18 protein-coding genes are annotated in these 19602 nt (G+C 61.3%); 6 read left to right on the plus strand and 12 right to left on the minus strand.

Annotation, left to right across the window (positions count from 1 at the left end):
• The first annotated feature begins 77 nt into the window (after positions 1-77).
• Together hydA and RAE21_RS15760 are read left to right on the plus strand one after the other, a co-directional pair.
• Positions 78-1520 carry a dihydropyrimidinase gene (gene hydA / locus RAE21_RS15755; RefSeq protein WP_313882171.1) on the plus strand — a complete coding sequence of 481 codons (1443 nt, stop codon included), beginning with the start codon at positions 78-80 and terminating at the stop codon, positions 1518-1520.
• Between the two features lie 10 nt (positions 1521-1530).
• Positions 1531-2802, plus strand: a complete 1272-nt coding sequence (locus RAE21_RS15760; protein WP_313882172.1) for a Zn-dependent hydrolase — start codon at positions 1531-1533, stop codon at positions 2800-2802.
• Between the two features lie 91 nt (positions 2803-2893).
• On the opposite strand, the gene RAE21_RS15765 is transcribed toward RAE21_RS15760, so the two are convergent.
• The 4 genes from RAE21_RS15765 to RAE21_RS15780 all read right to left on the minus strand — a co-directional run bounded on the left by RAE21_RS15765 (position 2894) and on the right by RAE21_RS15780 (position 5726).
• Positions 2894-4018 (minus strand): GTP pyrophosphokinase, encoded by a 1125-nt coding sequence (locus RAE21_RS15765; protein ID WP_313882173.1) that lies wholly within the window; start codon positions 4016-4018, stop codon positions 2894-2896.
• A 118-nt stretch (positions 4019-4136) separates the two neighbouring features.
• The gene (add, locus tag RAE21_RS15770; protein ID WP_313882174.1) at positions 4137-5150 is read right to left on the minus strand and encodes an adenosine deaminase; all 1014 of its coding nucleotides are present in this window, start codon (positions 5148-5150) and stop codon (positions 4137-4139) included.
• The gene (locus RAE21_RS15775; protein WP_313882175.1) at positions 5147-5359 is read right to left on the minus strand and encodes a DUF4287 domain-containing protein; all 213 of its coding nucleotides are present in this window, start codon (positions 5357-5359) and stop codon (positions 5147-5149) included. Before RAE21_RS15775 ends, add begins: the two co-directional genes overlap by 4 nt.
• Before the next feature lie 22 nt (positions 5360-5381).
• Positions 5382-5726: a DMT family protein gene (locus RAE21_RS15780; protein WP_313874534.1), complete on the minus strand. Its 345-nt coding sequence runs from the start codon at positions 5724-5726 to the stop codon at positions 5382-5384.
• Between the two features lie 104 nt (positions 5727-5830).
• Between RAE21_RS15780 and yghU the strand changes: the two genes are divergently transcribed.
• Complete coding sequence (yghU, locus tag RAE21_RS15785; protein ID WP_313882176.1) at positions 5831-6688, plus strand: glutathione-dependent disulfide-bond oxidoreductase; 858 nt, start codon at positions 5831-5833, stop codon at positions 6686-6688.
• Between the two features lie 64 nt (positions 6689-6752).
• Positions 6753-7346: a tRNA-uridine aminocarboxypropyltransferase gene (locus RAE21_RS15790; RefSeq protein WP_313882177.1), complete on the plus strand. Its 594-nt coding sequence runs from the start codon at positions 6753-6755 to the stop codon at positions 7344-7346.
• A gap of 49 nt (positions 7347-7395) precedes the next feature.
• Here RAE21_RS15790 and RAE21_RS15795 read toward each other — a convergent pair whose 3' ends face one another.
• Genes RAE21_RS15795 through otnI form a run of 3 tightly spaced genes read right to left on the minus strand, consistent with a single transcriptional unit; the run spans position 7396 to position 9883 of the window.
• Positions 7396-8070 (minus strand): Mpv17/PMP22 family protein, encoded by a 675-nt coding sequence (locus RAE21_RS15795; protein ID WP_313874537.1) that lies wholly within the window; start codon positions 8068-8070, stop codon positions 7396-7398.
• Entirely contained in the window at positions 8067-9053 is a 987-nt protein-coding gene (locus RAE21_RS15800; protein WP_313882178.1) for an MYG1 family protein, read from the minus strand. The genes RAE21_RS15795 and RAE21_RS15800 overlap by 4 nt, the downstream gene beginning before the upstream one ends.
• Positions 9054-9070: 17 nt before the next feature.
• The gene (otnI, locus tag RAE21_RS15805) at positions 9071-9883 is read right to left on the minus strand and encodes a 2-oxo-tetronate isomerase (protein WP_313882179.1); all 813 of its coding nucleotides are present in this window, start codon (positions 9881-9883) and stop codon (positions 9071-9073) included.
• Between the two features lie 98 nt (positions 9884-9981).
• Between otnI and RAE21_RS15810 the strand changes: the two genes are divergently transcribed.
• Positions 9982-10731 (plus strand): TerC family protein, encoded by a 750-nt coding sequence (locus RAE21_RS15810; protein WP_313874540.1) that lies wholly within the window; start codon positions 9982-9984, stop codon positions 10729-10731.
• Here RAE21_RS15810 and RAE21_RS15815 read toward each other — a convergent pair.
• The 3 genes from RAE21_RS15815 to RAE21_RS15825 all read right to left on the minus strand — a co-directional run bounded on the left by RAE21_RS15815 (position 10728) and on the right by RAE21_RS15825 (position 16257).
• Entirely contained in the window at positions 10728-13817 is a 3090-nt protein-coding gene (locus tag RAE21_RS15815) for an efflux RND transporter permease subunit (protein WP_313882180.1), read from the minus strand. The genes RAE21_RS15810 and RAE21_RS15815 overlap by 4 nt on opposite strands.
• The gene (locus RAE21_RS15820; protein WP_313882181.1) at positions 13814-15088 is read right to left on the minus strand and encodes an efflux RND transporter periplasmic adaptor subunit; all 1275 of its coding nucleotides are present in this window, start codon (positions 15086-15088) and stop codon (positions 13814-13816) included. The genes RAE21_RS15815 and RAE21_RS15820 overlap by 4 nt, the downstream gene beginning before the upstream one ends.
• Before the next feature lie 221 nt (positions 15089-15309).
• Positions 15310-16257, minus strand: coding sequence for a DMT family transporter (locus tag RAE21_RS15825; RefSeq protein ID WP_313882182.1), 948 nt, complete (start codon positions 16255-16257; stop codon positions 15310-15312).
• A 95-nt stretch (positions 16258-16352) separates the two neighbouring features.
• Between RAE21_RS15825 and RAE21_RS15830 the strand changes: the two genes are divergently transcribed.
• Positions 16353-17150 (plus strand): AraC family transcriptional regulator, encoded by a 798-nt coding sequence (locus RAE21_RS15830; RefSeq protein WP_313882183.1) that lies wholly within the window; start codon positions 16353-16355, stop codon positions 17148-17150.
• Here RAE21_RS15830 and RAE21_RS15835 read toward each other — a convergent pair.
• Together RAE21_RS15835 and dalD are read right to left on the minus strand one after the other, a co-directional pair.
• Positions 17147-18112 (minus strand): AraC family transcriptional regulator, encoded by a 966-nt coding sequence (locus RAE21_RS15835; protein WP_313882184.1) that lies wholly within the window; start codon positions 18110-18112, stop codon positions 17147-17149. The two genes, RAE21_RS15830 and RAE21_RS15835, sit on opposite strands and share 4 nt — an antisense overlap.
• A 43-nt stretch (positions 18113-18155) precedes the next feature.
• Positions 18156-19568: a D-arabinitol 4-dehydrogenase gene (gene dalD, locus RAE21_RS15840; RefSeq protein ID WP_313882185.1), complete on the minus strand. Its 1413-nt coding sequence runs from the start codon at positions 19566-19568 to the stop codon at positions 18156-18158.
• Between the last annotated feature and the right edge of the window lie 34 nt (positions 19569-19602).

Consider the following 19602-nt stretch of genomic DNA (forward strand, 5'->3'; position numbering starts at 1 on the left):
AGGGCGGCACTTAGGCATGAAAATCGCTTTTCCCGCCCTGTTTCATTGCGCGACCAGCTATTAATTTAGGAGCAACTATGAGCACTCTGTTTATCCGTGGCGGCACTGTCGTCAATGCCGACCGTGAGTTCAAAGCGGACGTCATCACCCAGGACGGCAAGATCATCGCCGTGGGCGAGAACCTGAGCGCCCCTGCGGGCGCCACGGTGGTGGATGCGGGCGGCCAGTATGTGATGCCCGGCGGTATCGACCCCCACACCCACATGCAGCTGCCGTTCATGGGCACGGTGACCATGGACGACTTCTTTACCGGTACTGCCGCAGGCCTAGCAGGTGGCAACACCACCATCATCGACTTTGTGATTCCCGACCCACAGGAAAACATTCTGGACGCCTACAAAAAGTGGCGCGGCTGGGCCGAGAAATCAGCGTCTGATTACTCCTTCCACGTCGCCATCACCTGGTGGAGCGAGCAGGTGCGCAAAGACATGGGCACGTTGGTCAATGACGAGGGCGTCAACAGCTTCAAGCACTTCATGGCCTACAAAAACGCCATCATGTGCGACGACGAGACCCTGGTAAACAGCTTCAAGCGCTCCCTAGAACTGGGCGCCATGCCCACCGTGCATGCCGAGAACGGCGAGTTGGTCTACCTGCTGCAAAAAACTGTTTCTGAGATGGGCATCAAAGGACCAGAAGGCCACCCACTCTCCCGCCCACCCATGGTGGAGGCCGAAGCTGCCAACCGCGCGATTGCGATTGCCGATGTGCTGAATGTGCCCATCTACGTGGTGCACGTGAGCTGTGTGGAAGCGGCTGAGGCCATTGCCCGTGCCCGTGCCCGCGGCCAGCGCGTGTATGGCGAAGTGCTGGCTGGCCACCTGGTGCTGGACGACAGCGTCTACCGCCACCCCGACTTTGCCACCGCCGCTGCCCACGTGATGAGCCCGCCCTTCCGCCCCAAGGGCAATAGCGAGTTCTTGTGGCGCGGCCTGCAAAGCGGCAATCTGCACACCACCGCCACGGACCACTGCACCTTCTGCGCTGCGCAAAAGGCAGCCGGCAAAGACGACTTCACCAAAATCCCCAACGGCTGCGGCGGCGTGGAAGAGCGCTTGGCGGTGATCTGGGACGAAGGCGTGAACACCGGGCGCCTGACGCCTTCCGAGTTTGTGGCGGTCACGTCTGCCAACACGGCCAAGCTGTTCAACATCTACCCGCAAAAGGGCAGCGTGAGCGTGGGCGCCGATGCCGACCTGGTGATCTGGGACCCGGCAGGCACCAAGACGCTGTCGGTGAAAACCCAGTTCAGCAAGGGCGACTTCAACATCTTTGAGGGCCGCACGGTCAAGGGCATTCCAAGCCACACCGTGAGCCAGGGCGAGCTGGTCTATGTGCAAGGCGACCTGCGCGCCGTGCAGGGCAAGGGCCGCTACATCAAGCGGGCACCGTTCAGCTCCAACTTTGCGGCCAGCAAGCTGCGCGCCGATACCCTGGCCCCCACGGCCGTCAAACGCTAAAGGAAGCACCATGACCACCGACACCCAAATCGACACTGTGCTCGACCTCTCCCGCATCCGCATCAACGGCAAACGCTTGTGGGCCTCGCTGATGGAGCTGGCGCAAATTGGCGCCACGCCCAAAGGTGGCGTATGCCGCCTGACGCTTACCGACCTCGACAAGCAAGGCCGCGACCTCGTGACCCGCTGGGCGGTGGAGGCCGGCATGACAGTCACCATCGACAAGATCGGCAACGGCTTCATGCGCCGTCCCGGGCGCAACAACAGCCTGCCGCCCATCATGACCGGCAGCCACATCGACACCCAGCCCACCGGCGGCAAGTTCGATGGCAACTACGGCGTGCTGGCCGGCATCGAAGTAGTGCGCACCCTGAACGACCTGGGCATAGAAACCGAAGCGCCGATTGAAGTGGCCTTTTGGACCAACGAAGAAGGCTCGCGCTTTGTGCCGGTGATGATGGGCTCGGGCGTGTTCGCCAAAGCCTTCACGCTGGAGCATGCCTATGCCGCCACCGATACCGAAGGTAAAACCGTCAAGGGGGAGCTGGAGCGCATCGGCTACATCGGCGACCAGGAGCCGGGCGACCACCCCATCGGCGCGTATTTCGAAACCCACATCGAACAAGGCCCGGTGCTCGAGGACAACGACGTGACCATCGGCGTGGTCAGCGGCGTGCTGGGCATCCGCTGGTTTGACTGCACCGTCACCGGCATGGAAGCCCACGCCGGCCCCACCCCCATGGCGCTGCGCAAAGACGCGATGCTGGCGGCCACCCGCATCATGCAAGACGTGGTGGCAGCCGCTCACCGCCACCCGCCCCATGGCCGTGGCACCGTGGGCATGGTGCAGGTGTTCCCCAACAGCCGCAACGTGATTCCGGGCCGGGTGAAGTTCAGCATCGACCTGCGCAACAGCACCGATGCGCTGGTAGACCAGATGGCCGACGAGGTGAAAGCCTTTGCCGCCAAAGTGGCGCAAGAGCATGGCGTGGACGTGAAGATTGAAATGGTCTCCAGCTACTCGGCGATTGCCTTTCACGACGACTGCGTGGATGCCGTCGGCCGCGCCGCCAAAAACCTGGGCTACAGCCACATGCCCGCTGTGTCAGGCGCCGGGCACGACGCGGTCTACATGGCCAAGCTGGCGCCCAGCGGCATGATCTTCATCCCTTGCAAAGACGGCATCAGCCACAACGAGATTGAAGACGCCAAGCCCGAGCACATCACCGCAGGGTGCAATGTGCTGTTGCATGCGATGCTGGAGCGGGCGAAAGTGGTTTGAAGGGCTTTCGGGGGAGATATGAGGCTTATTGGCCTCTAGCCCCCGTATTCATTGCGCGAGCAGCTCCTGATTTTGTAGTGCACGGAGGCACTTACAAATCTAAATCTGCTTCAGGAAAACTGTCTTCATGCTTCACCGGCTCAGAAGGCAATGGATCGAAGGCACCGACTTCAATCCCATTTGCGCGGAATGTTTCGAGAATACGTGCATGCCTTGGCTGGAACCAGGTTTCCGCATGCCACGGGTGGCGACGCAAATACTCTTCACCCATCGCCGCCAATAACGTGAATTCAAACCGGGTGAGTTGCCCCTGTCTCGCACCATCTGCCAACCTAGACAAGGTGTCGTGATCGTATGGCTTAATTGCTTCATCTACCTGATTCAAGGATACGAATCCCAATCGAAGAAGTAGCCTTGCCGTCCAATCGTATGAATACTCGGACATTCTTCCATCCGGCCCCAACTGTCTGTTGAGATACGTTTTTAGGGAGGCAGGTGTAATCTCTACCGCATCAAGTTTGCCTTCTGTAATCAGCGTATCTGCCCTAGTAGCGAGGTCACGATCTGCATCTTGAATCGCTTGAAATTCACGATCTGCGATTTCCAACAGACCAGCCAATGACATGAATCTTCGCTTGATATCACGTGGAATCGTAGACGAAGATTTGTATTGAATGTCATGCTCAATTTCAGCCCAAGCATGCTGAAGAATGGTCCTAACTTGCACCTCAACTATTGCACCTTTGAACCTTCCGTACTCTGGTAAAGCAATCCTTGGGTCGTTGATCGTCACAAGATAGTGAACACTGTGATATCCAAAGCGCTCTTCTTCCAAAAGGCTTATTCCCTTGTCCGAGTGCTCAACAACTGAGAACTCATCACGAAGCATTACGTCAATCTCTTCGAGAGTTCTGGGAAAAAAAGCAATTATTCGAATGGCTGCCTTGTCAGTGATTTGATCCAAGGGACTTGGATACATAGGGCGATTCGGATCGTGCTTGGAAGGTTTTGCTGCCTTCTTCCCGAAACTAGCTGCATCCTTCGCACGAGCTTCAATTGATTGGGGATGAATGCCCCTCCGTTTCAATGCTTCCTCAGCAATGCGTTTCGCTACCGCAGCCAAATCAGCGTAGAAACCGGACACCCTCAAATAGTCGGAAACTGCAATCTGCTCGTGACGAGAAAAGTCAAATTTCTCTTGTGATTCTGAAGTCATCATCTACTCCCATGCATATCTATTTGGCGTGCTTTTCCGGCCAGTATATTTGTTGACATACCTCTTCAATCCAACGGAAATTCTCACTCTGCTTAGAGGCCAGTAGGAATTAACAATCTCACCAATCAATTGATTTCTCTAACAATTGGTTTTTTATTTCCTGATCCGCAAAACTAGCCTCAATCGAAGTCCGCGCCACATCCCGCGTCACTTCATCCGTCCACCCAAACGCCTGCCGACACAGCGCGTATTCCCCCACCAAACTCGCCCCCAGCAGTGCCGGGTCATCGGTGTTGAGCGACACGCGAACACCCGCCAACCGCAGCCGCTCAACGGGGTGCGCCTCTATCGACGGATACACCCCCAGCACCAGATTCGACGTGGGGCACACGCCCAGCGGGATCTTCCGGTCTGCCAGCATCTGCACCAGCGCCGGGTCTTCGATGGCGCGCACGCCGTGGTCGATGCGGTCGGCGCCCAGCAGGTCCACGGCGTCCCACACGCCTTCGGGCCCGCTGGATTCGCCCGCATGCACAGTGCGGCGCAGGCCGGCGCTGCCGGCCTTGCGGAAGGCTTCTGCAAACCGGGGGCCCGTGCGGCCCGCAGTGGCCTCGTTGCCGTCTACCGACAGGGCCACCACGCGCGGGTGGCGCAGCGTTATCAATGTGTCCACCAGCTCGATGGCCTCGTTAGCCGACTGGGTGCGCAGCAGGCTGACACACAGGCCCACGCCGGGCAGGCCGTCTTGCTCCGCCGCGCTAAAGCCCGCGTGGATGGCGTCGAGCATGGGGCCCAGGCGACCGTGCCATGCGTGCCAGTGCGTGGGGTTGAAGATGACGTCGGCATAACACGTGCCGTTGGCCGCCAGCCGCTGGCTGAGGCCGTAGCTCAGCTCCACCAAGCGGTCTTGCGTACAGGCCAAGCCGCAGGCCAGGTCCAAGAAGCCCAAAAAGTCCGCCAAGCCCGAGAACTTAAACAGGTCTTCTTGCGGCCTGGGCAAGGCCACGCCTTCGGTTTGGGCCCACTGCGCTATCAGCGCGGCTTCAAAGCAGCCTTCTAGGTGCAGGTGCACTTCGGCTTTGGGCAGGGCTTTGAGGCGCGCGGCCTCTGCGGGTGCAATGGGCGCGCTCACTGGGCGCCTGTCAAGCAGTGCGCAACGATGGCATTGGCGTCGCCGTGGCCCAAGCCGTGTTCGGCTTTGAGCCAGGCCACGATCTCCATGTGCTTCTTTCCCTGCTGTTGCTTCACCAAGTTAAACCAATGGGCCATGGGCTGGCCGTAGGTTTTTTCGATGGAGGGGAAGTAGGACGCGGGGCCTTTGACTTTCTCGGACGCTGCCATGGAAAACTCCTTGCCCTGCTTTTTACGCCGCTGGCGCCTTGAACGCAAACGCAAAGAACGCTGCGCCCCCTAGGCACACAAACGCGGCTACATAGTTCCAAGCGAACTTCTCTTTCAATACCAGCACCGCAAAGCCGACGAAGACGGTGAGTGTCACCACCTCTTGCAAAATCTTGAGCTGAAAGCCGGAGAACTCACCATAGCCCAATCGGTTGGCCGGCACCGCTAGGCAGTACTCGAAAAAGGCAATGCCCCAAGAGACAAGAATGACACGCCACAGCGGCCAGTCGTGCCCGAACTTGAGGTGGCCGTACCAGGCAAACGTCATGAAGATATTGGACGCAACGAGGAGAAGAAAAGTGCTCATGCGGCATTGTCTCTGAGGCACGGCAAGCATCCCTGCGCAGACATGTTTTGCGGTTCACGAATATCATGGAATCCACACTCCCCTCCATCACCCCGGAACCCCACATGACCGACTCCTCCCCCTACGTGCCGCCCAAGGTTTGGACTTGGGACAAAGACAATGGCGGCGCGTTCGCCAACATCAACCGGCCGATTGCCGGCCCCACGCATGACAAAGAATTGCCCGTGGGCAAGCACCCACTGCAGTTGTATTCGCTGGGCACCCCCAATGGCGTGAAAGTGACCATCCTGCTCGAAGAGCTGCTGGCGCTGGGCCACACCGGTGCCGAGTACGACGCGTGGCTGATCAACATCCGCGACGGCGACCAGTTCGGCTCCGGCTTTGTGGACGTGAACCCCAATTCCAAAATTCCGGCCTTGCTGGACCGCAGCGGGCCTGAGCCTTTGCGCGTGTTTGAGTCGGGCTCCATCCTGCTGTATCTCGCAGAGAAGTTCGGCGCCTTTTTACCCAAAGACATTGCGGGCCGCACCGAGACCCTGAACTGGCTCTTCTGGCAGATGGGCAGTGCGCCTTACCTGGGTGGCGGCTTCGGGCACTTTTATGCCTACGCGCCCACCAAAATTGAATACGCGATTGACCGCTTTGCCATGGAAGTGAAGCGCGAACTCGACGTGCTAGACCGGCGCCTGGCCGATAACGAGTACCTGGCGGGCAGCGAGTACACCATTGCCGATATGGCCGTCTTCCCCTGGTACGGCGGGCTGGTCAAGGGTTGGGCCTATGGCGCTGCCGAGTTCTTGAGCGTGCACGAATACCAACACGTGCAACGCTGGGCAAACCAGCTCTACGCCCGCCCGGCCGTCAAGCGCGGCCGTATGGTGAACAAGGTGACCGGCGAACCCGCAGAACAAGTGCGCGAGCGCCACGACGCCAGCGACTTCGACGGCAAGACCTTGGCCTGAAGCCACTGGGTGTGCGCACTTTGGTGTTGAGTTTGCAGATAGGCCGGTGGAGTTTGGCCGGTTCATGAGCCGCCCTACCTGCCCCCACTGTTTGCGCCCGCAAGCCACCTGCCTGTGCCATTTGGCCGTGGCCACAGCGAGCGCTTGCGAGCTGCTGATCCTGCAGCACCCGCTGGAAGTACACCACGCCAAAAACAGCGCGCGCCTGCTGCACCTGAGCGTGCCGGGCAGCCGCATCGTGGTGGGAGAAGCGTTTGACGAGGTCGCACTGCAAGCCCTGCTACCCGGGCCGCGCACCACGGTGCTGCTGTACCCGCCCACCGCGTATGAGGGGCATGCGGTACCCGCCCTGCTGGAGCCCTCGCAACTGCAGCACCCCGAGACGCTGCGCTTGGTGGTGCTGGACGCCACCTGGCGCAAGAGCCGCAAGATGCTGCACTTGAGCCCGGGCCTGCAGCGCCTACCGCGCCTGGCCTTGGACGAGGTGCCGGCCGGCCGCTACGCGATCCGCAAGGCGCATGCGCCGGGCCAGCTCTCGACCCTGGAGGCTACCTGCGCGGCGTTGGCGCAGCTGGAGCGCAACGCGGAGCGATGGCAATCGCTGCTGGCCGCCTTTGATGCGTTCGTGGCCGGGCAGATGGTTTATATAAAAAAATAGCTGCTAGCGCTCATGGAATGTGCGCTAGCAGCTATTTATTTGATAGCAATCAGCCTTTACGGACGAACTTGAAAATCAGAATCCAGAAGACAAGAATCAAAGACGCCACCGGGAACTGCAACTCGGTGGGCATGAAGTAAATCACCATCACGCCCGGTATCCAGACGCACCACATGGCAATCAGCACCGGCAGGTACTGGTGGGCCAGAAAGTCGGCAGAGAACAAATGGCGCAGCGTCTTGCGGGAGAAGCCGCCCTCGCGCCAAGCGAACAGCGCAACGATCACAAAGTTGGACACCGGCGAATACACAAACTGGTCAAACAGCATCTTCTTGACCAGCGTGAGCGCATCGCTCTGCTCGCCAAACAGATGCACCTGCACGCCGTACAGCACATCCACCGTGAGTCCGATGCTGCCAAACACCAGCGCGGCGTAGAGCACGTCGCGGGTGGTCTTGCGGGTCCAGGTCTGGCGGCCCAGTGCCACGCTCAAGCCCTCGGGCACCAGCACTGCAAACACCACGTAAGACACGAATGCAAACGCAAGGCCCCAGGCCTCTTTGACATCGCCCCAACGGGCCAGGCCCTGCTGGAAGGCGGGCACGGTGGCGTAGGCCAGCAGCAGCACAGCCAGGCCGCACCACAGCAGCACGCCGGGCAGCGCGTTGGCGCGGATAGCCGCGCGGACTTGTTGCAGGGCAGAGGGTGACTGCAGGGTTGTCATGCGGCGGCGGCGTCCGCCAGCGCCAACTCTGCCATCTTCACCGCGCCTTCAAAGCTGCGGGCGCCACCGATAAACAGGTTCAGGTGGCAAAACACGCTGTCAGCCACGCCGTTCACTGCGGCCAACTCGCCATCGCGCAGGCCGGCCCAGCTGGCAGGCAGGTCCATGCGGGCGGTGAACGAGCCGGCTTCGACCGGCACGGTTTTGATCTGGTACTGGTCGCCATCGGAGTCGGGGTAAATCACGAACACCACCTCGGGCATTTCATTCAGCACCACATGCGTCCAAGGCATGCCGCCCTCTTGCAAGTGCAGCACCCGGCCGCCCAACAGGCGCGGCGCCTGGCGCACCGTGTCCATAGCGCGCAGCTGGGCCACTTTTTTGCTGATGGCGTGGTCGAGGAACTTGCGGGTGATGGCAATCGCTTCGCGGAATCGGGTTTCCAACAGCTGGGCCTTGGCCGCATGGTCCAAGCCCTTTTCTTCGAGCCAATGGGTGTTGAGCTGGGCGATCAGGCTGGAGAGGCCGAAGATGCCGGGCGACACGTCGCCCTGCCCGGTGTCCACAATGTCGAGGTACTGCACCAGCGAGTGGTCGATGGAGCGCACGATCTGCTCGATCGCTGCCGCATCCAGCGCGTGGCCCTGAGCTGCGCACCAAGCCTGTACATAGGCGGTGCCGTACTGGGACCACACCAAACCCGCGCTGGCATAGCCCACGCCGGGTACGGTGTTGCCATCCACCAATTGGGCCGGGCGGGCGCCATCGAATCCGCGTTGGTGGTGGTCGAAGCGGCCCTTGGCGGCATCCCACACGCCCCCCACATCGACCGCGAAATCAGCCGCATCGATCAACTCTTGTTTACGGGTGCGAACCAGGCGGTGCGAGGGAAACACCCCCATCAAAATGCCCACGCCGAATACGTCGTCGGCATGAAAGGTGCCACTATGGGTGGCGATTACGGTGGTGGAGGTTTCAGTCATCCGCCGATTTTAGGGACTTACCCTGATCGGCGTTGCAGCCAGCCCAAGCCCTCGCGGGTGGCGCCCGGCACCACTCCACGCCGGGGACGGTATTCACAGCCCACCCAGCCGTCCCAGCCAAACGCGGCAGACACTTCGTCGATCACGTCCAGCAGATACGGGTAATTCAACTCCCCCACATCGGGCTCGTGGCGGCCGGGCACACCGGCAATCTGAAAGTGACCGACGCGCCCGGTGGGCAAGTATTCGCGGATCTTGGTGGCGACATCGCCTTCCATGATCTGGCAGTGGTACAGGTCGAACTGCACTTGCAGGTTGGGCGCCCCTACCGCCAGCACGATCGCGTGGGCCTGGGCCTGTGTTTGCAACAGGTAACCCGGAAAGTCGCGGGTGTTGATCGGCTCCACCAGCACCGCACGGCCCGCCGATGCCGCCTGCGCGGCGGCCCATTGCAAGTTGCGCAGGTAGGTCGCGTGGCAGGCGGCGGGGTCTGCACCGGGCGGCAACACACCGGCGAGCACGTGAATGCGGGGGCAATCGAGGGCATGGGCATAGTCCAGCGCGCGGGCGAAACCGGCTTGGAACTCGGCCTCCCGCCCGGGCAGTGCGGCAATGCCGCGTTCACCGGCATCCCAATCACCGGGCGGTGCATTGAGCAGCACCTGTTGCAGGCCATGGGTTTGCAAGCGTGCCGCCAGCTCTTTCACGGCAAAGGCGTATGGAAACAAAAACTCTACCCCCGTGAAACCGTCGGCCGCAGCAGCGGCAAATCGGTCGAGAAAGGGGTGCTCGTTGTAGAGCAGCGAAAGGTTGGCGGCAAAGCGGGGCATAGCTGTGAAAGTGTACCGGCCGACCGGGGGATGCCGGGGTCACGCCAAGCGGCTAGGATGGCGGCCAGAACAACCTTCTTTTCTACAAGGACAAAACCATGGAATTTTTGAGCGACCCGAACGTCTGGATTGCCTTTGCCATGCTGACAGCACTGGAAATCGTGCTGGGCATTGACAACATCATCTTCATCTCGATTCTGGTCGGGCGCCTGCCACCCCACATGCGGGACAAGGCACGCCGCCTCGGCCTGGGCTTTGCGATGGTGTCGCGCCTGTTGCTGCTGTTTTCGCTGAGCTGGGTCATGGGCCTGACCGAAGACTTGTTCAGCGTGGCCGGCAAGGGCTTCAGCGGCCGGGACTTGGTGTTGCTCGCCGGCGGGCTCTTTTTGCTCTACAAAGCCTCGCACGAGATTTTTGTGGAAGTAGAAGCGCGCGACGAACACGCCCCCGCCGCCACCGAAGACGCGGTCATGAAGGCGGCCGGCACCAAACTGTTCTGGTCCATCATCGGCCAGATTGCCATCATTGATATTGTGTTTTCGCTGGACTCGGTGATTACCGCAGTCGGCATGGTCGACCAGATCAGCGTGATGGTCGCCGCAGTGGTGGTGTCGGTCGGGGTGATGCTGGTAGCTGCCAAGCCGATCGGTGAGTTTGTGGACCGCCACCCGTCGGTCAAGGTGCTGGCCTTGGCGTTCCTCGTCATGGTGGGCATGGCGCTCACCGCAGAAGCGTTTGACCAGGAAATCCCCAAGGGCTATATCTACGCTGCCATGGCTTTCTCGCTGGCGGTGGAAGCCTTGAACATCCGGGCCCGCGGCAAGCGCAAGGCCCAGACGGGTTCTTAAACTTCGACCTGAGCGGCCTCCGGCGTCTGAATAGGGCCGGTGCCGCTAAAGCGTTCGAGCAGCAGATAAAGCACCGGCGTGATGAACAAGGTGATGGCCTGCGAAAAAATCAGGCCGCCCACCACTGCCAAGCCCAAGGGCTGACGCAGCTCGGCGCCGGCGCCGATTCCCAGTGCAATCGGCAAAGCCCCCATGAGCGCGGCCAAGGTGGTCATCATGATGGGGCGGAAGCGCAAGATACAAGCCTCGCGAATCGCCTCTGCCGGAGTCATGCCCATATGACGCTGCGCATCGAGCGCAAAGTCGATCATCATGATCGCGTTTTTCTTCACAATCCCGATGAGCAAGACCAAGCCGATGGTGGCAATCAGGGTCAAGTCCTGACCGAAAAACATCAGCGTCGCCAGCGCGCCGGTGGCGGCTGAAGGCAGGCCGGCCAGGATGGTGATGGGGTGGATATAGCTCTCGTACAGCACCCCCAGCAAGACGTAAATCACGAGCAGCGCCGCAATGATCAGGATCGCTTGGCTGCCTTGCGAGTTTTTGAACACCGCAGCATCGCCGCCGTAGCTGCTGATGATGGAGCTCGGCATCTGGATGGCCTCGCGGGCCGCATCGATCTTGGCAGTGGCATCGCCCAGCGCGGCACCGGGCGCCAGGTTGAACGACACGGTCACCGCTTGCAGTTGGCCCACGTGGTTGATCGAGGTTGGGCCTACCGAGCGCTCCACGGTAGTGAAGCTGCTCAGCGGCACCAGCCCGCCGTTGCTGGAGCGCACGTAAATGCCGTTGATGGCAGATTCGTCCTGCTTGGCCTCGGGGGCAACTTCCATGATGACTTGGTAGCTGTCGGTTGGCAGGTAGATGGTGGACACCTGGCGCTCACCGAACGCACTGAACAGGGCGGTTCGGATGCTGTCGACCGACACGCCCAAAGAGTTGGCGCGGTCGCGGTCGATTTTGAGTTGGGCTTGCAAACCGCGCAGCTGGGAGTCGCTGGTCACGTCGCGGAACATCGGGTCAGAGCGCAGCTTTTCTTGCAGCTTCTGGGCCCAAGTGCTGAGCTCGTCGGCCCGGATGCTTTGCAGGATGTACTGGTACTGCGCCTTGCTCTGGCGACCGCCAAGCTGCAAGTTTTGGGTGGGGCGCATGAACACGTTGATACCGGCCACGCCCCGCAATTTCTTGCGCAGACCTTCGACCACTTTTTTCATCGGCTCGCGTTCAGATTGGGGCTTGAGTGTCACAAACATGCGACCGGTGTTTTGCGCACCGCCTCCCCCGTTGAACGAGCTGACCACCGCCACATTCGGGTCTTTGCGGATGATTTCAGCCGCACGCTCTTGCAGGGCCACCATGGCGGTGAACGAGGTGTCTTCCGCGGCCTCGGTCGTGACCTGGATTTGACCGATGTCTTCCTCCGGGAAAAATCCTTTCGGGATCACCTGTAGCAGCCAGGCAGTGGCAACGAAGGTAGACAGCGCAATGGCCAAAATCACCCAGCGGTGGGCCAAGGCCAGGTCCAGCATGCGGGTGTAGCCGGCCAAGGTGGCGTTGAAGGCACGCTCAAAGCTGCGCACAACGACACCGGGGCGCTTCATGTGCGCCTCATCTTTCAGAAAGCGGCTGGCCAGCATGGGCACCAAGGTCAGCGACACAAACGCCGACACCACAATCGACAGGCCCACCACGACCGCAAATTCGTGGAACAACAGGCCGATCACGCCGGGCATGAAAAAGATGGGAATGAACACCGCGATCAGCGAGACCGAGATCGAAATAATGGTGAAGCCCACTTCGCGCGCACCGCGCAGGGCGGCCTGAAACGCGTTCTCACCCTTTTCCACGTGGCGGATGATATTCTCGAGCACCACAATGGCATCGTCCACCACCAGGCCGACAGCGAGCGTCAGGCCCAAGAGCGAGATGTTGTCGAGGCTGTAGTTCAGGCCCCAGAGCAACGCCACCGCACCGACCAGCGACACGGGCAACGACAAGGCCGGAATGACCGTGGCCACAAAGCGGCGCAAGAACAAAAAGATCACCAGCACCACCAGAATAATGGTGCCGATCAGGGTGAGCGTGACGTCGTGCAAGGCTTCCCGCACCGACAACGAGCGGTCGTTCACCGGCGTCATCTTCACCGAGGCCGGCATCTGGGTTTGCAGGGCAGGCAATGCCGCGCGGATGGAGTCCACCACCTGCACCGTATTGGCGCCCGGCTGGCGTTGTACCGCCAAGGTAATAGAGGGCTCGCCATTCAGGGTGGCCCAGCTACGGAGTGTTTCCAGGCTGTCTTCTACCTTGGCCACATCGCGCAGACGCACCGGGTTGCCGCCCTTGGTGCTCACAATCAGATCGGCAAATTCGGACGCATTGCGCAGTTGCTTGTTAGCCTGGAGCACCAGCGTCTGCTTGGGGCCTTCGAGGGTACCCACCGGTGTATTCACGTTGGCCGCTCTCAGAGCCGCGCTGATTTCATCCAGCCCGATGTTGCGGGCAGCCAGCGCCTGCGGCTGCACCCGCACCCGCACCGCATAGCGCTTGGAGCCAAACACGTTGACCTGCGCCACACCGCTCACGGTAGAGAGGGTCGGCACGATCAGGTGCTCGGCGTAGTCCTGCAACTCGGCTGGCGACAGCGAGGGGGACTGCAAAGCCACCAGCAAGACCGGGGCGTCCGCAGGGTTCACCTTGCGGTACGACGGCGGGTTGGTCATGTCAGAGGGCAAGGCACGCTGCGCGCGCAGCAAGGCGGCTTGCACGTCGACAGCCGCCGCATCGATATTGCGGGACTCTTCAAACTCCAGCGTAAGCGAGGTACTGCCCAGCGTGCTGGTGGAGCTGATGGTTTTGAGGCCCGGTACCGTCTGGAATTGTTTTTCAAGCGGCAGCGCCACCGATGTGGCCATGGTCTCCGGGCTCGCACCGGCGAGAGACGCCGAGACGTTGATCACCGGCGTGTCGTAACTCGGCAAGGCCGCTACCGTAATGCTGCGAAACCCGATCACCCCCGCCATCACGATGGCGAGGTTGAGTAGCACCGTCATCACCGGACGGCGGATGAAATGTTCAGAGATGTTCATGGTGTGGCGGGCTTGGCTGCGTCACTGGCGGCGGGCTTGGCATCCGGGGCTTTGGCGTCTGAAGATTTGGCGTCGCCGTCTTTGGGCTTGCCTTTGCCCTCTGGGCTCTCTTTGGCACGCTCCACCACTGGCACATTGGGCCGCAGGTTTTGTTTGCCTTCTTGCACCACCGCATCACCGGCTTTGATACCAGTCACTGCGGCGTCGCCCGCTTCGGAATACACCAGCTTGATCGGTTTGAGCACCGCTTTGCCGTCCTCCACCACATACACAATCGTGCCGCGTGCGCCTTGCACGATGGAGGCGACAGGAATCACCACCGCATCGGGAATGCTGGCAATGGTTTGGTGCACTTCGGCAAATGCGCCGGGCCAGAGCTTGTTGTCGGCGTTGGCGAACACTGCCTTGGCTTTCACGGCCCCCGAGCTCGCGTCGACGGCGCTGTCCACAAACTGCAACTTGCCCTTGAAGGTGCCGCCGCCATCAGCGAGCGTGGCTTTGACCGAGGCGCCCTCCTTCAGTGCGGCGAGTGCGTCGCTCAGGTTGCGCTGGGGAATGCTGAACTGGATGCCCACCGGGTCCAACTGGGTGATGGTGACCAGACTGGTCACGTTCACCTGCACTGCGCTACCCACAAAGACATTGACCGCACCGGCACGGCCGGACGCCGGCGCCACGATGCGGGAATACGACAAGGCGACTTTGGCCGCATCCAGCGCGGCCTGGTCGGCCACCACGGTGGCGTTCACACTGTCGACCAGCGCTTGGGCGGTATCGACCGATCCTTGGGAGATAAAGTTTTGCGCAAACAACTGCTTGGCGCGCTCAAACTGGCGCTTGGCATCGGCCAGCGACACATTGTCTTTGGCCAACTGCGCGGCAGCCTTGGCCACATTGGCCTCGTCGCTGCGGGCGTCCAGGGTGAACAGCAACTGCCCGGCCTTGACGAACTGCCCTTCTTTGAAATGCACGCTTTTGATGGTGCTGTTCATCTGGGTGCGCACATCGACCACATTGAGTGGCACCACGGTGCCACTGGCCTTGAGGGTGACGTTGAGGTCTTTTTTCTGGGCCTTCACAGTAGTCACCGACGCCGGGCCACCGGCCGGTGCGCTGGCTGCGGCACTCGCCGGTGCGGCAGCCGGGCCGGCTGCGCCGGAGGCGGCGGTTGCGGGAGCGGTAGAAGCAGTCTCGGACTTGCCGGAGCAACCCCACATCAACAAGGGCAGGGCGGAGCACGCCAGCACAACTTTGGCACGATGAAATTTCATGGGCAGGGCAACAACAAGGGGGCAGGTTGGAGGGAGAACAGCACAAACGCGGGCGTTCGGCCTTCATTTTTAATCATAGGTTGCTAAGACGCGAACTCACCGGATTAAATCCGACCAGGATGCAAAGCATCTGTAAAGTTTGCGCCCGCCACGCAGGCATGCCAGTCTATGACTGCTGCGTGGCAAAACCAAGACAGGTTTTCCCTCGCCGCTCCGGGCGATTAACGCGTCCGGGCCTTGAAGGTGTCTGCCCAGATCTGCCCTAACCATGGGCCTGCGCTCACGAGCACGATGCCCACCAACACCGGAATCGCACCGACCAGAAAGCCCGCCTCAATCGGCTCATCGAGCAACCAGGCACCGAACAACATGCCGAACAAGGGCGTCATGAACGAGAACACGCCCAACCGCGACGCCAGGTAGTGGCGTAACAACCAGAACCAGGCCAGAAAGCTGGCAAACGACACCACCACCGCGTGAAACGCAAGGCTGGCCCACACGCGAGGTGTGAAGTTCACCTCTGCCTGCCCCGACATCCAGGCCGCGCACAGCAACACCCCGAATGCCATCACCAATTGGTATTGCAAAGTTTTGGAAGGCTGGGCTTTGGCAAGGCTGGAACAGCGCACCACCACGGTCGTAGCTGCCCAGGCAATAGCGGCGAGCACCCCCAAGAAGTCGCCCCACAAGGTGCTGCCCGTTGCAGCGGCACCGGTGGCAGCCCCGTGCCCACGGCCCAGGAAGGTCATGGCAATACCGGCGAATGCAATCGCGATACCGCTCCACTGCAAACCACTCAGGCGCTCTGCCGGAATCCGCCAGTGCAAACCCAGCGCGGCAAAAATCGGAGCGGTGTACAAAAACACGACCATGTGCGACGCACTGGTATGGCGCAGGCCCTCGGCCACCAGCAAAAACTCGGTGGCAAAAAAAACACCGACCGCCAAGCCCGGCACCAGCGTTCCATCACGCAGCGACATGGACTCGCCACGCCACCACATCACCAAACCCACCAGCAAGGCGGCCACGCCGGACCGCAGGGCAATTTGCATGACCGGTGCAATATCCGCCGCGGTGGCTTTGAGCACCACCTGCTGCATGCCCCAAGTGGCACACAAGACCATCATCAACAGGACGGCGGACCCATCCACCGGTTTGCGCGTATCCATAACTCTCCCATACCAAACAATCGATCGATTATTCAGCTGACGGCTTTCATTGATATAGTGAAAACATGACAAGCCATACGCCATAGCGGACAAGCATGCCCATCCTGCGTCCCAAGCTAGACATCCCCCTCACCAGCCCCACCCTACCGGCACCGGTCATGTTCCGCAGCGCCTATGTGCCGGACCACGGGCTCTACCCCGAGCACCAGCACGCCTGGGGCGAGTTTGTGTATTCCTTCAGCGGCGTGATGGAGGTGAAAGTGCAAGGCCACCATTTCCTGGCGCCGCCGCAATACGGCATCTGGCTGCCACCCCACCTGGAACATGTGGGCCTGAACCGCAAAGCGGCACACCACTGCTCTTTGTATGTGTCTACCGCCTTGTGCCGCCCCTTGCCAAGCGAGCCCTGCGCACTCACGGTGAGCCCCTTGGTGCGCGCCATGCTGGAACATCTGCGCTTGCAGCCAGCCGGCAGTGCGGTGTCGGGGCCTGAAGCCCGCTTGCTCAAAGTGCTGCTCGACCAGCTCACCCTCGCACCGCGGGCAGGCAGCTACCTGCCCGGCTCTGACGATCCGGCGCTGGGCGCCGTGCTACGGCTGCTGCAAGCCCACCCTGGCGACAACCGCTCGCTCCCCGAGCTGGCCCATGCAGTCCACAGCACCGAGCGCACCCTGATGCGCCGCTGCCAGCGCGACTTGGGCATGCCGTTTGCCGAGTGGCGCCAGCGCCTGCGGGTGGTGCGGGCCATGCCCCTGCTGGAGGCGGGCCAGACAGTGGAGACGATTGCGCTGGATCTGGGCTACGGCAGTGCGTCGGCCTTCATTGCCATGTTCAAGAAGCTGATGGGCACCACGCCGGATGAGCTCCGCCGCGGCACCCTGAGCGCCGCCTAGAGCGTAGCGGGTGCTCCGCCAAAACGGCTCTCCGCCTGTTTGCGGAATTCCGAGGGCGTCATGCCCTTGAGCTCCAGAAACCGGCGGTTGAAATTGGCTACGTTGTTGAAACCCACGTCGTAGCAAATATTGGTGACGTAGCGGTCTGAGGTCATCAGCAGCTGGCAGGCGCGGTTGATGCGCACCCGGTTCACAAAGTCGGTATAGGTATTGCCGGTCGCACGCCGGAAGAAACGCGAAAACCGGCTCTCACTCATGGCCAGCTCTGCCGCCACCTCGGCTGCCGACTGGGAGTGCGACGGGTTCTCGGTGATGCGGTTGACGAGGGTGTTGATCTGGTCGAGCTCAGTGTCGTTTTCCGCGCCCCGCATTTGCACGTTGGAGAGCAGGCGATAGTCCCCCCAGCGGGACAGATCGGTCATGTATTCACAGAACGCGGCCAAGCGCTTGAGCCCGCGTGAACCGCGCACCGCATGCCAGTGCGTTTGGGCACGGTCCGAGAGGCCAAAAAACTCGATACCGTGGCGGGCGCGCTCCAATAGGGGCAGCACCTCCTGCAGCTCGGGGATGGACTGGCAGGCCTGTGCCAGCGGCTCATGCCGGAACTGGATCACCAAATCGCGCATCGCAACACCTTCGTCGGGCACGTCCAGAGAAATCCAGTTGTGCGGGAGGCGGGGCCCGCACAGCACCAGATGGCCCGGCTCAAACGGGCCGATCCAGTCCCCGACAAACGCCTTACCGGAGCTCTGGGTGATCAGGTGCAACTCATATTCATCATGGCAATGCCAACGCGCCAAGGGGGTCGGATAGCCGTGACCCAGGCAGCGGATGAATCCGACCTCGTCGGTAGGCTCATAGCCCAGCGACGGGTTGCGGTTGTAGTCAGCCTCCAGCTCCGGAGCCCGGTGCCGACTGACGGGATAGCCCGATAGAGGGTGCGAGTGTGGGGTAGCAGCCATAGCGACTTGAGCAATAAACGGGAATGCCTCACGTTACCAGCAATTACGCCGGCCCTGCACCCAAGTGGTTCTGGACAAACAGCTGCACCCGGGCATAGCCCACCCGCAGCGCATCGAGCAAGCGCGGTGTCGAGGCCAGCGGGCCCCACAGCACCGTATCAGCGGCAAAAGCCGCCACCGGGTCGGCCGCCTCACAAATCGCGTGGGCTGCCGCCGGGTCCATCGCCTGGTCCTGGTAGGTGTAGGCGATCTTGCCCTCATGCCAGCGCTGCAGATAGGCCAGAAAGAGTGCGGGCAACATGATCACACTGGCAATCGACTCGCCGCGCGCCAAGCGCTCACGAATGGTGGGCACGATGAAGCCGGGGATCTTGGAATACCCGTCCATGGCCACCCGCTGGTTGGTGTCGCAAATGGCCGGGTTTCCGAAGCGGTCCAGGACCACGTCGCGGTAAGCGCGCAGGTCCAGCGGGCTGGGGTTTTCGGGCGTATCCAGCACCGGGATGGTGTCGTCGGTCACATAGTCATACGCGATGCGGCGGATCACCGCATCGTGAGTACCCTCATGGATGTACTGGTAGCCCACCAGAGTGCCGGCCCAGGCGATACAGCTGTGGGTGGCATTGAGCAAACGGATCTTGGCTTCTTCATAGGCGTCCACCGACTGCACCATCTCCACGCCCACCTGCTCCCAGGCAGGGCGGCCGGCAATGAAGTTGTCTTCAATCACCCACTGGATAAAGCTCTCCCCCATGATGGCGGCTTGGTCGTCCCAGCCGGTGGCAGCCTTGACGCGCTGGGCCACATCCGGCGTGGGGCGCGGAGTAATGCGGTCCACCATCGCGTTAGGGCTGCTGGTGTTTTGCTCCACCCAGGCCTTGAGCGCGGTGTCGCCAAGTGCGTCAATGAACTGCAGCAAGCCAGCACGTGAGCGCTCGCCGTTGTGGCGCAGGTTGTCGCAGTTCATCAGGGTCACGGCACCGGCGCCACTGTGCATGCGGGCCCGCAAGATGCTGACCAGGCCGCCGTAAATGGTGTGGCCGGCGCGGCCTGCCTTGACGGCTTCAAGGTCGGCGCGCAAGTCGGCAAAGGTCGCCCAGTCCAGCTGGTTTTTCGCGTCCAAGTAGTAACCGGCTTCGGTCACGGTGAACGAGATGATGCGGGTGGCTGCCTCAGCGCCTGCTGCGATCAAGGGGGCGAGGTCATCTTGATAAGGAATGACTCTTTGAATGGATTCAATGCGGGTGTAGCTGCGCTCGCCTTGGGGCGTGACAGTTTCTAGCGTGTACGCGCCGCCTTGGACCTGCAGAGCCTCCATGGTGGCCAGCATGTCCGGGCGCAAATTGCCGCCGGTGATGGACCATTCGGTATCGCCACGCTGTCGCAGTTCGTGGATGTAAAGCGCCTGGTGTGCGCGGTGGAACGAGCCCAGTCCGAGGTGAAGAATCGTGGTCATGGTCAGGCGTGAAAAAAATGAATCGGGGGTCGCT

Origin of the sequence: Rhodoferax potami, from assembly GCF_032193765.1 — a bacterium.
In the GTDB taxonomy this organism is placed as follows: domain Bacteria; phylum Pseudomonadota; class Gammaproteobacteria; order Burkholderiales; family Burkholderiaceae_C; genus Allorhodoferax; species Allorhodoferax potami.